Raw genomic sequence first — 14,718 nt, forward strand, 5'->3', positions numbered from 1 at the left:
GACCCAAGACTGCCATGTCCGGGCGGGTTCGTTCGCGCCGGTCCGTATCCAGGACGTCCGCCGGGTGTTCCGCGGGGGCCGCGCGTGCCGTTCCGGGCGGCCCACCGCCACCACGTCCGGGAACGGGGGCAACGGTGAGGCAGTTCGACATCTGGAAGCGGGGCGCCGTCCGGCTCGTCTGCGGACGGCGGTCCAAGTGGCTGGTCCTGGTCCTCTGGCTGGTCGTCCTGGTGATCGCGGCGCCCTTCGGCGCGAAGCTGAACGACGCGCAGGACAACGACGCCCAGTCCTGGCTGCCGGGCTCCGCCGAGTCCACCCGGGTCCTCAGCGTCTCCGAGGAGTTCCGGCCGGAGCAGATCCCCGCGGTCGTCGTCTACGCGCGCGCCGACGGGCTGACCGACCAGGACCGGCAGCGCATCGCCGAGGACGTCCGCGAGGTGAGCGCGCTGCGCGCGCACGGCATCCGCGGCGCGGAGGTCAAGGGCCCGGTCTTCGACCGGCCGACGGCACCGCGGGCCGCCCAGATCTACGTGCCCATCACCATGGACGCGCAGGGCTGGCAGCGCATCGCACCCGCGGTCGACTCCATCCGCGACGACGTGGGCCGGGGCGAGGACGGACTCACCGTCCACATCACGGGACCCGGCGGCACCTCGGCCGACTTCTCCAAGGCCTTCGAGGGCATCGACAGCACGCTGCTGTTCTCCGCGATGGCCGTCGTGGTCGTGATGCTCCTGTTCACCTTCCGCAGCCCGGTCCTGCTGTTCGTGCCGCTGCTCGGGGTGGTGGCCGCGCTGTTCACGGCCCAGGCGCTGATCCACGTCCTCGCCACGCACGCCGGCCTGACCGTCAACGGCCAGAGCGCGGGCATCCTGACGGTGCTCGTCTTCGGCGCGGGCACCGACTACGCGCTGCTGCTGGTCGCCCGCTACCGGGAGGAGCTGCGCCGCCACCACGACCGGCACGAGGCGATGCAACTGGCCCTCGACCGCGCCGGCCCGGCGGTCCTCGCCTCCGGCGCCACGGTCGTGCTGAGCATGCTGGTGCTGCTGGTCGCCGAGATGAACTCGACCCGGGGCCTGGGCCCGGTCGCCGCCATCGGCGTCGCGGTCGCCCTGCTGGCGATGCTCACCCTCTTCCCGGCCCTGCTGCTCGTCTTCGGCCGCTGGATCTTCTGGCCGGCCGTTCCGCACGAGGGGTCCGCCGATCCCACCACGGGCGGCGTGTGGGCCCGTACCGGCCGCGGTATCGCCCGCCGCCCCCGCATGGTGTGGGGCATCACGGCCGCGGTGCTGGCGGCCCTGTCCCTCGGTCTGTTCCAGCTGCGCGCGGCGGGCATCGCCAACGCGGACGCCCTCACCGGCGAACCGGACTCGATCGCCGGGCAGAAGGTGTCGGCGCGCTACTTCCCGGCCGGCGCCGGTGATCCGCTGGTGATCGTGTCGAACGCGGACCGGGCCGAGCGGGTGGGCCGCACGGTCGCCGCGGACCCGGGTGTCGTCCCGGCGAGCGTCGGCACACCGCCCGGGACCGCGCCCGAGCACGACGGGAAGGTGCTGCTGGAGGCGACGATGCGCGCCCCCGCCGACAGTTCCGAGGCCAAGGCGACCGTGGAGCGCGTGCGCGACGCGGTGCACGCCGTGCCCGGTGCCGACGCGCGGGTGGGCGGCGGCACCGCAGCCCTGCTGGACATGGACGAGGCCCAGACCCACGACAACTACCTGGTCATCCCCCTCGTCCTGGTCGTGGTGCTGCTCGTGCTGAGTGCGCTGCTGCGCGCCCTGGTGGCGCCGCTGCTGCTGGTCGGGACGGTGGTGCTGTCCCTGGCCACCGCGCTCGGACTGAGCGCCCTCGCCTTCCGGCACGTCTTCGGCTACGCGGGCGAGGACGTGGCCTTCCCCCTGTTCGTGTTCGTGTTCCTGGTGGCGCTGGGCATCGACTACAACATCTTCCTGACGACCCGCATCCGCGAGGAGTCGGTCCGTCAGGGCACCCGGCCCGGCGTGGTCACCGGCCTGGCCACGACCGGGGCGGTGATCACCTCGGCCGGCCTGGTCCTGGCCGGCACCTTCGCCGCGCTCGGCACGCTTCCCGTCCTGGGCTTCGCCGAGATCGGCTTCGCGGTCGCGCTGGGCGTGCTGCTGGACACCTTCGTCGTCCGCTCCGTCCTGGTCACCGCGCTCTTCCTGGACGTGGGCAGGAAGGTGTGGTGGCCGCACCCGCTGGCCCACCGGGACGGCGGGGCGGCGCAGGAGCCCCGGCCGGAAGCGCCGGTCAGCCAGTCCTCCGAATGAGCGCCAGGTACATCGCGTCGGTCCCGTGCACGTGCGGCCACAGCTGGACGTCGGGCCCGTCGCCGAGGGCCGGTACGCCCGGGAGCAGGGGCCTCGCGTCGACCAGTTCGGCCTCCGGGAACTGCTTGAGCAGGTCGGCGACGACGGCCCGGGTCTCCGCGAGGTGCGGGGAGCAGGTGGCGTACCCGACGACGCCCCCGACCCGTACGGACTCCAGCGCGGTCCGCAGCAGGCCGCGCTGCAGGGGTGCGAAGCCGTCCAGGTCCTCGGGCCTGCGCCGCCAGCGCGCCTCGGGCCGGCGGCGCAGGGCGCCGAGCCCGGTGCAGGGGACGTCCATCAGCACCCGGTCGAAGGAACCGGGCCGCCACGGCGGCCGCGTCCCGTCGGCGGCGACGACCTGGTACGGGCCGGGGTTCCCGGCGAGCGCCTTGGCCACGAGCCCGGCCCTGTGCGGTTGCTTCTCCGAGGCGAGCAGCACGGCGCCGCGTTCGGCGGCGAGCGCCGCCAGCAGCGCGGCCTTGCCGCCGGGCCCGGCGCAGCCGTCGAGCCAGCGCGTGTCGGAGCCCTCCAGCGGCGCGTTGGCGAGCGCGAGCGCCACCAGCTGGCTCCCCTCGTCCTGCACACCCGCGCGCCCGGACCGCACGGCCTCGATCGCGCCGGGTTCGCCGCCCTCGGTGAGCCGCACGGCGTACGGCGACCAGCGTCCGGGGGCGGCGGACTCCTCGTGCAGCAGCTCGTCCGTCGTGGCCCGGCCGGGCCGGGCGACCAGGGTCACCTCGGGCCGCTCGTTGTCGGCCTCCAGCAGTTCCTCGATGCCGGCCCGGCCGCCGCCGAGGGAGTCCCACAGCGCGGAGACGACCCAGCGCGGGTGCGAGTGGACGACGGCGAGATGCTCCTCGGGGTCGTCGTCGTAGGGCGGCGCGATCTTCTCGATCCAGGTGTCGAGGTCGTGCTGGGCGACCTTGCGCAGGACCGCGTTGACGAACTTGGCCCGCCCGTCGCCGAGCACCACCCGCGCCAGCTCGACGGAGGCGGACACGGCGGCGTGCGTCGGGATCCGGGTCCCGAGCAGCTGGTGCACACCGAGGCCGAGCACGTCGAGCACGGGCGGGTCGACCTCCCGCAGCGGCCGGTCGACACACGCGGCGACGACCGCGTCGTACGTCCCTTGCCGGCGCAGCGTCCCGTACACCAGCTCGGTGGCGAGGGCGGCGTCCCGCCCGTCGAAGTCCCCGCCGGCCCGCGCCTTGCGCAGCAGCGGCGGCAGCACGAGGTTGGCGTAGGCGTCCCGCTCGTCCACGGCCCGCAGCACCTCGAACGCGAGGAAGCGGACGGGGTCCTTCTTGGGCCGACGGTGGGGCTTGCCGGTGGTGCGGGGACGGCGGGGCTGCTCGCTCACGAAAAAGGTGCTCCGGATTGCAGGACGACGGTACGCCCAGCCTACGACGGGCGGGCCGGCCCCGGTGCGCGAGCATCGCTCCCCCGGCCGCTCCCTGTGCCGCTCCCCCGGCGGCCCTTCCGGTCGCTCCCCCGGCGGCCCTTCCGGTGACTCCCCCGGCGGCCTGCCCGGCCGGCGTTCCGGCCGCTGCTCCCGCTGCTCCCGGCGGCCGCCGCCCCGGCCACGGCGTCGGCTACTCGCCCGCCCGCTCCCCGACGGGCTCGCCGACCCGCTCGCCGTCCGTGATGCGCACCCCGCGGGCCCAGTCGGCCGCCCGCATCGGCTTCTTGCCCTGCGCCTGCACCCACAGCAGCTCGACGGCGTGCGATCCGGTGCCGACGTGCACGCTGTTCTTGCCGACGGCCAGGGCGCCCGGCGCGAGGTCGTCACGCCCCGGCGCGGTCCGCACCTGGATGAGCTTGAGCCGCTCACCGCGGAACGTCGTCCAGGCACCCGGCGCGGGAGTGCACCCGCGCACGACCCGGTCGACGCGCAGTGCCGGAGCGGCCCAGTCGACCTGCGCGTCCTCGACGGTGATCTTCGGCGCGAGGGTGATGCCGTCCTGCGGCTGCGGTACGGCCTTCAGCGAGCCGTCCTCGATCCCGTCCATGGTGGCGGCGAGCAGCCCGGCGCCGGCGAAGGCCAGCCGGGTGAGCAGGTCACCGCTGGTGTCGGTGGGCCGGACCTCCTCCGTCACCGTGCCGTAGACGGGCCCGGAGTCGAGCCCCTCCTCGATGAGGAAGGTGGAGGCGCCGGTGATCTCGTCCCCCGCCATGACGGCGTGCTGCACGGGCGCGGCCCCGCGCCAGGCGGGCAGCAGCGAGAAGTGCAGGTTGACCCAGCCGTGGGCCGGGATGTCGAGGGCCACCCTGGGCAGCAGGGCGCCGTAGGCGACGACGGGACAGCAGTCCGGGGCGATCTCCCCGAGCCGTGCCAGGAACTCCGGCTCGCGCGGCCGGGCCGGCTTCAGCACCTCGATCCCGGCCTCCTCGGCCCGCTGTGCCACGGGGGAGGCGACCAGCCTGCGCCCCCGCCCCGCCGGCGCGTCGGGCCGCGTGACGACGGCGGCCACCTCGTGCCGTCCGGAGGCGAGCAGGGCGTCCAGAGCGGGAACGGCGACCTCGGGGGTACCGGCGAAGACGAGCTTCATGAGTGGGCACGGGCCTCTCGGAGGGAACGGACGACGGGCGACGCACAAGTTTATTGCGCCACCGGGGAGAGCAGCCGACGGCACGGAACACCCACGGCGGGCCGAAGGGCGGCGGGCGCTCTCGCCGGGGGCGTACGCGGACGCCCATACGCCCCCACACCGTGACCAGCGGAGCGCATCCGCGTTGGTCAAGACAGAGTTGACCACACCGGACCGCGCCTCGCCGCGGGCCGCCCCTTATCTCTTCAACGCCGGTTCGAGAGGCTTGTTCATGGCCGACCACGCAACCCACGACGCCCAGGCCCGTGCCAGCCTGCAACTGCTGGTGCGGGACATCGAGCGGGTCCGCCGGCAGGTGGACGCGCTGCGCACCCTGACGGCCCAGCTGGGCAACGTCTACCGCCCGCGCCGCTCCGGCCCGTCCACGGGCTTCGTCGTCTACGGACGCGCCCCCGCCCCGACGGTCCGCCTCGCCCAGGAACTGCGGGACAGCGTCGAGACCCTGGTCACCGCGGCGGTGGACTTCGACCGCTCGCTCGGCTTCTCGTGGGACGCGGTGGGCTCCGCGCTCGGCGTGACCAAGCAGGCGGTCCACCGCCGCTACGGCGCCCGCCGTGCCGCCGCCCAGACGGCCGCGGAGGCCGACCGGACGGCGGCCGAGACACCGGCCCCCCGCACGGTCAACGTGGGCACCGGCATCTCCGTGGTCCCCACGGTCCCCGCGGCCCGCTCGATGCCGACCCAGCCGACGGCGGGCAGTTCGTCCCTGCGCGAGGACGTCAGACCCACGGCCTTCCCCGGCCTGCGGAACGGCTGACCCCTCCCCCTGCCCCCTCGGCGCGCCCGAGGGGGCAGACGCATGCCGGGGCCGGCCCGGCGGAGGTGTGCCGAGGCGGAGGAGAGCAGCACGGGGCGCCCCCTGGAGCAGGCCGCAGGGCTTGGCCGACGTGCCTCGTGGGCCAAGTGCTTCGTGAGCCAGGTGACTTGTGGGCCAGGTGCCTCGTAGACCAAGCGCCTCGTAGGCCAGGTGACTCGTGGGCCAGGTCCATCGTGGGCCACGGCCCGTGGTCAGGACCCCGTGTCGGGTGCCCCGCAGCCCGGCCGCGGCCGACCGGTGCCGACCGACCACCGACAGCCCACCACGGACGGCCGACGGCGCACCCTCCCGCCCCGGCCGACCGTCACCCGATGTCCGGCGGATCCACCCGCACCCACACCGCCCCCGAAGCCCCCTCGCCCCGCAAGGCCGCACCGCCCCGCGCCATCCGCGCGGCCTGCGCCGCCTTGAGCGCGGCGGCCAGGGCGGCCCCCTTCCCCGGCGGCACCCGGACCAGCGCCCGCTCCCACTGCTCGCCGGGCGGCGGCGCCCCCGGCCGCCGGGGCCGCCCCGCGGGAGTGGCCGGCAGCGGGACGGGTCCCAGCAGCTCGGCCTCCCGGGGCAGCTCCACGGAGCCGAGGAAAGCGGCCACCGCCTCCCCCGTCCCGGTGACGGCAGCCATCCGCGACACCGGGGGAAAGCCCAGCTCGGCCCGTTCCGACAGTTCGCGCACGGCATGTCCGACGGGGTCCCACCGCACCAGTGCCTGCACCGGTCGCAGGGTCGGCTCGGCGACGACGACCACGGTCCCCCCGTCGCCCTGCGGCCGTACCAGGGAGGCGGCCGCGATCCAGCGCCGCAGCGCGTCCTCCCCGGCCCGCAGGTCGGGCCGTCCGACCATGGCCCAGCCGTCCAGCAGCAGGGCCGCCGCGTACCCGCCCTCGGCGACGGGCTCGGCACCCGGTGTGCTCACGACGAGCGCGGGTGTGCCCGGCACGGTGTCCAGCACCTGCTCCCGCCCCGACGTCCGCACCGGTACGGCGGGGAACGCCCGGCCCAGTTCCTCGGCGGTCCGCCGCGCCCCGACGACCTGCGCGCGCAGCCGGAAGCCACCGCACTCCGGGCAGTGCCAGGCCCCCTCCTCGCGCCCGCACCAACCGCACCACAGCGCCCCGCCGTCCCGCGCCTCCAGGGGCCCGGAGCAGTGCCGGCACCGGGCGGGTGCCCGGCAGGCTGCGCACGCCATGCGCGGCACGTAGCCGCGCCGCGGCACCTGCACGAGCACGGGCCCGTGCCGCAGGCCCTCGCGGACGGCCTGCCAGGCGAGGCTGGGCAGCCGGGCGGCCCGGGCGGCCTCGTCCCGGGCGAGTTCCTGGTCCCCCACGGTCCGCACCAGCGGCGCGGCCCGGCGCACCTGCTCCCGGGGGGCCACCAGGGGCCGCGCCCACCCGCTCTCGACGAGCTGCGCCCCCTCGACGGTGCAGCTCCAACCCCCCGTCAGGAAGCCGCACTTGTCCTGCGCCGCCCGCAGCAGCAGCACGTCGCGCGCGTGCGGCTGCGGGGCATGCTGCTCGCTGTGGCTGCCGTCCCCGTCGTCCCACACCGCGACCAGTCCCAGGTCGCGCACCGGCGCGAACATGGCGGCCCGGGTCCCGACGACCGCCCGCACACTTCCGCGCCGCACCGCGAGCCACTCCCGGTACCGCTTCTCCGGCCCGGCGTCGGCGGTGAGCAGGGCGTGCCGCCCCTCCCCCAGCAGGGCCGTCAGAGCGCCGTCCACGCGTGCGGCGGCCCGCCCGTCCGGTACGACGACGAGTGCGCCGCGGCCCGAGGCCAGCGTCGCGGCGACGGCCCGCGCCAGCTCATCGCTCCACTCGGGACCGGGCAGCGCGTTCCACACCGCCCTCGGGGACCCTCCCTGGGCCAGCGCGTCGAGGAACGCGGCCCCGTGCTCGTACCGCGCCCACGAGCCCGGTGACGGCGCCGGTGGCGGGGGGAGGGGCGCGGGCGAGGGCCGCTGCTCGGCGCGGGCGCTGCGCGGCGGCACGGCCAGCTGGAGCACGTCCGCCAGGCTGCCCGCGTACCGGTCGGCGACGGACCGCGCCAGCCCCAGCAGTTCCGGGCTCAGCACGGGCTCGGGCGACACGACCTGGGCGAGAGCGGCCAGCGGCCCGGCGTAGTCCGACTCGGCGAGCCGCTCGACGAGAAAACCGTCGATCAGCCCGCCGCCCTCACGGCGTCCCTCGCGCACCCGCCCGCGACCGGCCCCGAACCGCACCCGCACCCGCACGCCCGGCTGGGCGTCCGCGTCCAGCTCGGCCGGCACCGCGTAGTCGAAGTACCGGTCGAGATGCAGGACGCCCTTGTCGACGAGCACCCGCGCGACCGGCAGCCTCTCGGCGAGCGCGGCCCCCCGCCACGTCCGCGGCTTCGCCCGCGGCGCCTTGGCCTGCCGCACGCTCTCGCGGAGAAGCGCGAGCTGCTCCGGCGGCGCCCCGTCCCCGCCGCCCTCCCGCTGCCCGTTCTCGCTGCTCACGCCTGCATTCATACCAAACGCCGCTGACAACGGCCGCCCCCGAGCGTCCGCGCCGCCCGCCCCCGCCGGCCCTGTCGGCCGCGGGGCGGCGCCGCGCAACGCCGGGGCCCGGCCTCCCTGGGGAGGCCGGGCCCGGTGAGTCGCGGTGACGGTGGCCTCAGAGGCCCGCCGCCTCCTTCAGCGCGGCCACGCGGTCCGTGCGCTCCCACGTGAAGTCGGGCAGCTCGCGGCCGAAGTGGCCGTACGCGGCGGTCTGGGCGTAGATCGGGCGGAGCAGGTCGAGGTCGCGGATGATCGCGGCCGGGCGGAGGTCGAAGACCTCGTCGATGGCCTTCTCGATCTTCTCGGGGTCGATCTTGTGCGTGCCGAAGGTCTCGACGAACAGACCGACCGGCTCGGCCTTGCCGATCGCGTACGCGACCTGGACCTCGCAGCGCGCGGCCAGACCGGCGGCGACGACGTTCTTCGCGACCCAGCGCATCGCGTAGGCGGCGGAGCGGTCGACCTTGGACGGGTCCTTGCCGGAGAAGGCACCGCCGCCGTGGCGGGCGAAGCCGCCGTACGTGTCGATGATGATCTTGCGGCCGGTCAGACCCGCGTCGCCCATCGGGCCGCCGATCTCGAACCGGCCGGTGGGGTTGACCAGCAGACGGTAGTTCTCGGTGTCGATCTTGATGCCCTCGTCCAGCAGCGCCTTCAGCTCCGGCTCCACGACGAACTCGCGGATGTCGGGCGCGAGCAGCGAGTCCAGGTCGATGTCGGACGCGTGCTGCGAGGAGACGACGACGGTGTCCAGGCGGACCGCCTTGTCGCCGTCGTACTCGATGGTGACCTGGGTCTTGCCGTCGGGGCGCAGGTAGGGGATGGTGCCGTTCTTGCGGACGTCCGAGAGGCGCTTCGACAGGCGGTGGGCCAGGAAGATCGGGAGCGGCATCAGCGTCGGCGTCTCGTCGGAGGCGTAGCCGAACATCAGGCCCTGGTCGCCCGCGCCCTGCCGGTCCAGCTCGTCGTCGTCACCCTCGACCCGCGTCTCGTACGCCGTGTCGACGCCCTGGGCGATGTCCGGGGACTGCGCGCCGATGGACACCGAGACGCCGCAGGAGGCGCCGTCGAAGCCCTTCTTCGAGGAGTCGTAGCCGATCTCCAGGATCTTGTCCCGGACCAGCTGCGGGATCGGCGCGTACGCCTTGGTGGTGACCTCACCGGCCACGTGCACCAGGCCGGTCGTGATCAGGGTCTCTACGGCGACCCGGGACGTCGGGTCCTCGCGCAGAAGCGCGTCGAGAATGGTGTCGCTGATCTGGTCAGCGATCTTGTCGGGGTGACCCTCGGTCACGGACTCCGAGGTGAACAGGCGACGGGACACAACGCTCCCTGGGGTTGCAGCGGCTGCTGGCTGATCATGGGCGGACGCGACGGGAGCTGCGCCCGGCGTCGTCCGACAACAGTTTATCGGTCGCGCTTCACCACCGGCCCACCTGTCTCGCCTCTCGGGAGCGCTGTGACCTGCGGCACAGGCATTCTGCCGAATGCCGGCCGCTGTTGGCCAGGGGTGCCACGCCGAACGGGCGAAGGTCGGGGGACCGTGCGCATCAAACAATCACGCCAGTCGCCGCGTCACCAGGTCCCACACGATTTCGGCCAGTGCTTCCTTGGGGCCGTGCGGGACGGGGGTCTCGCTGCCGTCGGCGCCCAGGACGACCGCCTCGTTCTCCTCCGAGCCGAAGGTCCTGCGCTCCCCCACCTCGTTGACGACCAGCAGATCGCAGCCCTTGCGGCGCAGTTTCGTCCGGCCGTTGGCCAGCACGTCGTCGGTCTCGGCGGCGAAGCCGACGACCACCTGGCCGGGGCGGGCGCGCTCGGCGGAGATCTCCGCGAGGATGTCCGGATTCCGCAGCAGGACGATGGGTTCCGGATCCTGCCCGTCCTTCTTCTTGATCTTGCCGGGCGCGTAGGCGGCGGGCCGGAAATCGGCGACCGCGGCCGCCATGACCACCGCGTCGGCGTCGGCCGCGGCCTTCAGCACGGCCTCGCGCAGCTGTACGGCGGTGCCGACCTGGACGACGTCGACGCCGGCGGGGTCGGGCAGCGCGGTGTTGGCCGCGACGAGCGTGACGCGGGCGCCGCGGGCGGCGGCGGTACGGGCGAGGGCGTAGCCCTGCTTGCCGGAGGAGCGGTTGCCGAGGAAGCGGACGGGGTCGAGGGGCTCGCGGGTGCCACCCGCGCTGACGACGACGTGCCGCCCGGCCAGATCGGGCTCCCGCGGTCCGCGGGCCAGGACGCGTCGGCAGACCTCGAAGATCTCGGCGGGGTCGGGCAGCCTGCCCTTGCCGGTGTCGGCGCCGGTGAGCCGGCCGACGGCCGGTTCGACGACGACGGCACCGCGGCGGCGCAGCGTCGCCACGTTCTCCTGGGTGGCCGGGTGCTCCCACATCTCGGTGTGCATCGCCGGGGCGAGGACGACCGGACACCGGGCGGTGAGCAGCGTGTTGGTGAGCAGGTCGTCGGCCAGTCCGTGGGCGGCCTTGGCGAGCATGTCGGCCGTGGCGGGGGCGACGACCACGAGGTCGGCGTGCTGGCCGATGCGGACGTGGGGGACCTCGTGGACGTCGTCCCAGACCTCGGTGGAGACCGGATGGCCGGAGAGGGCGGACCAGGTGGCCGCGCCGACGAAGTGCAGGGCGGAGGCGGTGGGGACGACGCGCACGTCGTGACCCGACTCGGTCAGCCTGCGCAGCAGCTCGCAGGCCTTATAGGCGGCGATGCCACCGCTGACCCCGAGCACGACCTTGGGTTTGTCCACCGTCTCTCCCCGGACCTCGGAAACCGTACGCCGCGGATCCCGGCGCATGGGTCCATCACACACCACAGGCCCGGCGGTCGCGCCGCCGGGCCTGTGGAAAAACCTACTGCGAGCTGAAAATACTACTGAGCCGGGCCCTCGATGGCCTCGGACGTCAGCAGACCCGCGTTGATCTCGCGGAGCGCGATCGAGAGCGGCTTCTCGTGGACGTGGGTGTCGACGAGCGGACCGACGTACTCGAGGAGGCCCTCGCCGAGCTGCGAGTAGTACGCGTTGATCTGGCGGGCCCGCTTGGCCGCGTAGATCACGAGGCTGTACTTCGAGTCGGTGGCCTCGAGGAGCTCGTCGATCGGCGGGTTGATGATGCCCTCGGGAGCGGAGATGGAAGAGGACACGCTCTACCTTCCGATAGGTGGGAAAAGACGGGGCATGATCACACAGTCGTGATCACACAACATCCATCAAGGCTAGCAGCTCGCGCGCCACGTCCTCGACGGAGGTGTTGACCAGGGTCTCGTCGAACTCCGGCTCGGCCGCGAGTTCGACCTTGGCCGCGTCCAGACGACGGGCGATGACCTCGGGCGGCTCGGTGCCGCGGCCGGTGAGCCTGCGCACCAGTTCCTCCCAGGAGGGCGGAGCCAGGAACACCAGCCGGGCCTCGGACATGGACTCGCGGACCTGCCGCGCGCCCTGGAGGTCGATCTCGAGGAGGACGGGCTCGCCCGCCTCCAGTCGCTCCAGCACGGCCGCGCGCGGCGTGCCGTAGCGGTTGCCGGCGAACTCGGCCCACTCCAGCAGCTCGCCGTTGGCGATCAGCTTGTCCATCTCGTCGTCGGTGACGAAGAAGTAGTGGACGCCGTGCTTCTCGCCGGGGCGGGGCCTGCGGGTCGTCGCCGAGACCGAGAGCCAGACCTCGGGGTGTTCTTTGCGCATATGAGCGACGACCGTGCTCTTGCCGACCCCGGAGGGGCCGGAGAGCACGGTCAGCCGCGGACGTGCGTCCGGGGGTTCGGGGGTCGTCCCCCGGGGTGTTACTGCCATGCAGCGATTATTCCAGCTGTCACGCCGTGCCCGGGACGCTGTGCCCGGAGCACGTCGGACTCACTTGGCCGTGTCGCCGAACTCACGCTCCAGGGAGGCGATCTGGTTGGAGCCGAGACCGCGCACCCGGCGGCTCTCGGAGATGCCGAGCCGCTCCATGATCTGCTTGGCGCGGACCTTGCCCACGCCGGGCAGGGACTCCAGGAGCGCGGAGACCTTCATCTTGCCGACGACGTCATTCTCCTGGCCCTGCTTGATGACCTCGTGCAGGGAGGCGCCGGAGTGCTTGAGTCGATTCTTGACCTCGGCCCGCTCCCGGCGAGCCGCGGCGGCCTTTTCGAGCGCGGCTGCGCGCTGTTCGGGGGTAAGGGGCGGAAGAGCCACGCCTACGTCACCTCGGATGTCGAACTGTCGGATACGGACCGGTGAGGAACCTAGTCGCCCCACACCTGGAGAGCCGCGAGCAACACGGTTGCCCGTTGACCCTCCGCTCGGAGACTAGCGGCCAACACCGCCAGAGTCAGCGAGAACAGCGGAAAAGTCCTGGTCAGCCTCTGCCGGGATGGATATTTAAGACAAATTGCCCCGGATTTGAGAATGTATTCAGGCTCAAGTCGGTCCGCGACCGTCCGGCGGGGGTCCCGGCCGGACGGCCTCGGGCGGTCAGGCGGCCTCGACCGCGGACCTGACCTGTTGCGCGAACCGGTCCGCGGCGTCACGCAGAGCGACCACGTCGGGGCCGTGGCGCAGCACTCCGCGGCTGACGTTCGGCACGACGTTGCGCACCGCGGCCCCGAAGACGTGCGGCAGGTCCGCCGGCGTGGCCCCCTGGGCGCCGATGCCGGGCGCGAGGATCGGGCCGTTGATGTCGAGGTCGTACGTCGACAGGTCACCGAGCGTCGCGCCGACGACCGCGCCGAAGGAGCCCAGCGGCTCCTCCCCGGCGTTCTCGGCCGCCAGGTGCGCCAGCATCGTCGCGCCGACGGTACGGCCGTCCGCGCGCACCGCGTGCTGGACCTCGCCGCCCTCCGGGTTGGAGGTGAGCGCCAGCACGAAGAGTCCGGCGCCGCTCTCGCGCGCGAGGGCCACGGCCGGCGAGAGCGACCCGTAGCCGAGGTACGGCGAGACGGTCAGCGCGTCCGAGAAGAGCGGGGCGTCCTTGCGCAGGAAGGACTCGGCGTAGGCGGCCATGGTGGAGCCGATGTCGCCGCGCTTGGCGTCCATCACGACCAGGGCGCCGGCCGCCCGCGCCTCCTCGACCGACCTCTCCAGGACGGCGACCCCGCGCGAGCCGAACCGTTCGAAGAAGGCGCTCTGCGGCTTCAGGACGGCGACCCGGTCGGCCATGGCCTCGACGACCGTCCGGCTGAACCGCTCCAGACCGGCGACGGTGTCGTCCAGGCCCCACTCGGCGAGCAGCGAGGCGTGCGGGTCGATGCCGACGCACAGCGGGCCGCGCTCGTCCATGGCGCGGCGCAGGCGGGCGCCGAAGGGTTCCAGGGTCATGCCGTCTTCCTCACGTCGGCGCCGACCGCGTCGGCGAGGGTGGCGTACGGGCTGGTGCGCAGGCGGGCGGCGAGCCCCTTGTGGATCGCGCGGGCCCAGAAGGGCCCCTCGTAGACGAAGGCGCTGTAGCCCTGGACGAGGGTGGCGCCCGCCAGGATGCGCTCCCAGGCGTCCTCGGCGGTCTCGATGCCGCCGACGCCCACCAGGGTGATGCGGTCGCCCACGCGCGCGTAGAGGCGCCGCAGGACCTCGAGGGAGCGCGCCTTGAGCGGTGCCCCCGACAGACCGCCGGTCTCCTGCACCAGGGCGGGTGACGAGGTCAGGCCGAGGCCCTCGCGCGCGATGGTGGTGTTCGTGGCGATGATCCCGTCCAGACCCAGCTCCACGGCGAGGTCGGCGACGGCGTCCACGTCCTCGTCGGCGAGGTCGGGGGCGATCTTCACCAGCAGCGGCACCCGTCGGTGGGCGACCGTGCGGTCGGCGGCCTCCCGCACGGCGCTCAGCAGCGGCCGCAGCGCCTCGGTGGCCTGGAGGTCGCGCAGTCCCGGTGTGTTCGGGGAGGAGACGTTGACGACCAGGTAGTCGGCGTACGGGGCGAGCCGCTCGGCCGACTTCACGTAGTCGGCGACCGCCTCGGCCTCCGGTACGGCCTTGGTCTTGCCGATGTTGACGCCGACGACGGTCTTGAAGACGGGCTCGCGGGAGGCCAGGCGCGCGGCGACGGTCAGCGAGCCCTCGTTGTTGAAGCCCATGCGGTTGATCAGTGCCCGGTCGGCGACCAGGCGGAACAGCCGCTTGGGGGGGTTGCCGGGCTGTGCCTCCCCGGTGACCGTGCCGATCTCGACGTGGTCGAAGCCCACCATCGCCATGCCGTCGACGGCGACGGCGTTCTTGTCGAAGCCGGCGGCGAGCCCGAAGGGGCCGTGCATGCGCAGGCCGAAGGCCTCGGTGCGCAGTTCCCGGTGGCGGGGGGCGAGGGCGGCCGCGACGAACGTGCGGAGCACCGGGATCCGGGCGGCGAGCCGGATCCAGCGGAAGGCCAGGTGGTGGGCCTTCTCCGGGTCCATCCGGGAGAAGACCAGACGGAAGAAGAGCTGGTACATGAGTGTGTCCTCGAAGACCTCATACAGAGG

Annotated in this window: 12 protein-coding genes; 2 read left to right on the forward strand and 10 right to left on the reverse strand. The window is 73.9% G+C overall.

The window, feature by feature from the left end; genetic code table 11:
• The first annotated feature begins 14 nt into the window (after window positions 1-14).
• On the forward strand, window positions 15-2,294 hold the full coding sequence (locus tag ACH4N1_RS16160) for an MMPL family transporter (protein ID WP_398097640.1): 2,280 nt from the start codon (window positions 15-17) through the stop codon (window positions 2,292-2,294).
• Here the strand turns inward: ACH4N1_RS16160 and ACH4N1_RS16165 are convergent.
• Window positions 2,275-3,693, reverse strand: coding sequence for an RsmB/NOP family class I SAM-dependent RNA methyltransferase (locus tag ACH4N1_RS16165; protein ID WP_398097641.1), 1,419 nt, complete (start codon window positions 3,691-3,693; stop codon window positions 2,275-2,277). The genes ACH4N1_RS16160 and ACH4N1_RS16165 overlap by 20 nt on opposite strands.
• 232 nt (window positions 3,694-3,925) lie before the next feature.
• Entirely contained in the window at window positions 3,926-4,882 is a 957-nt protein-coding gene (fmt, locus tag ACH4N1_RS16170) for a methionyl-tRNA formyltransferase (RefSeq protein ID WP_398097643.1), read from the reverse strand.
• Between the two features lie 271 nt (window positions 4,883-5,153).
• On the opposite strand from fmt, the gene ACH4N1_RS16175 reads away from it, so the two are divergent.
• Entirely contained in the window at window positions 5,154-5,699 is a 546-nt protein-coding gene (locus ACH4N1_RS16175) for a hypothetical protein (protein WP_398097644.1), read from the forward strand.
• A 364-nt stretch (window positions 5,700-6,063) separates the two neighbouring features.
• On the opposite strand, the gene ACH4N1_RS16180 is transcribed toward ACH4N1_RS16175, so the two are convergent.
• The 8 genes from ACH4N1_RS16180 to ACH4N1_RS16215 form a co-directional block, all read right to left on the reverse strand.
• Window positions 6,064-8,235, reverse strand: coding sequence for a primosomal protein N' (locus ACH4N1_RS16180; RefSeq protein ID WP_398097646.1), 2,172 nt, complete (start codon window positions 8,233-8,235; stop codon window positions 6,064-6,066).
• Window positions 8,236-8,392: 157 nt separating this feature from the next.
• Window positions 8,393-9,601, reverse strand: a complete 1,209-nt coding sequence (gene metK / locus ACH4N1_RS16185; protein ID WP_366057805.1) for a methionine adenosyltransferase — start codon at window positions 9,599-9,601, stop codon at window positions 8,393-8,395.
• A gap of 234 nt (window positions 9,602-9,835) precedes the next feature.
• Window positions 9,836-11,038, reverse strand: coding sequence for a bifunctional phosphopantothenoylcysteine decarboxylase/phosphopantothenate--cysteine ligase CoaBC (gene coaBC, locus ACH4N1_RS16190; protein ID WP_398097648.1), 1,203 nt, complete (start codon window positions 11,036-11,038; stop codon window positions 9,836-9,838).
• A gap of 122 nt (window positions 11,039-11,160) precedes the next feature.
• On the reverse strand, window positions 11,161-11,433 hold the full coding sequence (gene rpoZ / locus ACH4N1_RS16195) for a DNA-directed RNA polymerase subunit omega (protein WP_003977348.1): 273 nt from the start codon (window positions 11,431-11,433) through the stop codon (window positions 11,161-11,163).
• 52 nt (window positions 11,434-11,485) lie between these two features.
• The gene (gmk, locus tag ACH4N1_RS16200; RefSeq protein WP_398097649.1) at window positions 11,486-12,079 is read right to left on the reverse strand and encodes a guanylate kinase; all 594 of its coding nucleotides are present in this window, start codon (window positions 12,077-12,079) and stop codon (window positions 11,486-11,488) included.
• A 60-nt stretch (window positions 12,080-12,139) separates the two neighbouring features.
• Window positions 12,140-12,463, reverse strand: a complete 324-nt coding sequence (locus ACH4N1_RS16205; RefSeq protein WP_073493500.1) for an integration host factor — start codon at window positions 12,461-12,463, stop codon at window positions 12,140-12,142.
• Window positions 12,464-12,742: 279 nt separating this feature from the next.
• Entirely contained in the window at window positions 12,743-13,585 is an 843-nt protein-coding gene (gene pyrF, locus ACH4N1_RS16210) for an orotidine-5'-phosphate decarboxylase (protein ID WP_398097651.1), read from the reverse strand.
• Window positions 13,582-14,688: a quinone-dependent dihydroorotate dehydrogenase gene (locus ACH4N1_RS16215; protein ID WP_398097652.1), complete on the reverse strand. Its 1,107-nt coding sequence runs from the start codon at window positions 14,686-14,688 to the stop codon at window positions 13,582-13,584. The genes pyrF and ACH4N1_RS16215 overlap by 4 nt, the downstream gene beginning before the upstream one ends.
• Between the last annotated feature and the right edge of the window lie 30 nt (window positions 14,689-14,718).

Origin of the sequence: Streptomyces sp. NPDC017202, from assembly GCF_044331705.1 — a bacterium.
Taxonomy (GTDB): domain Bacteria; phylum Actinomycetota; class Actinomycetes; order Streptomycetales; family Streptomycetaceae; genus Streptomyces.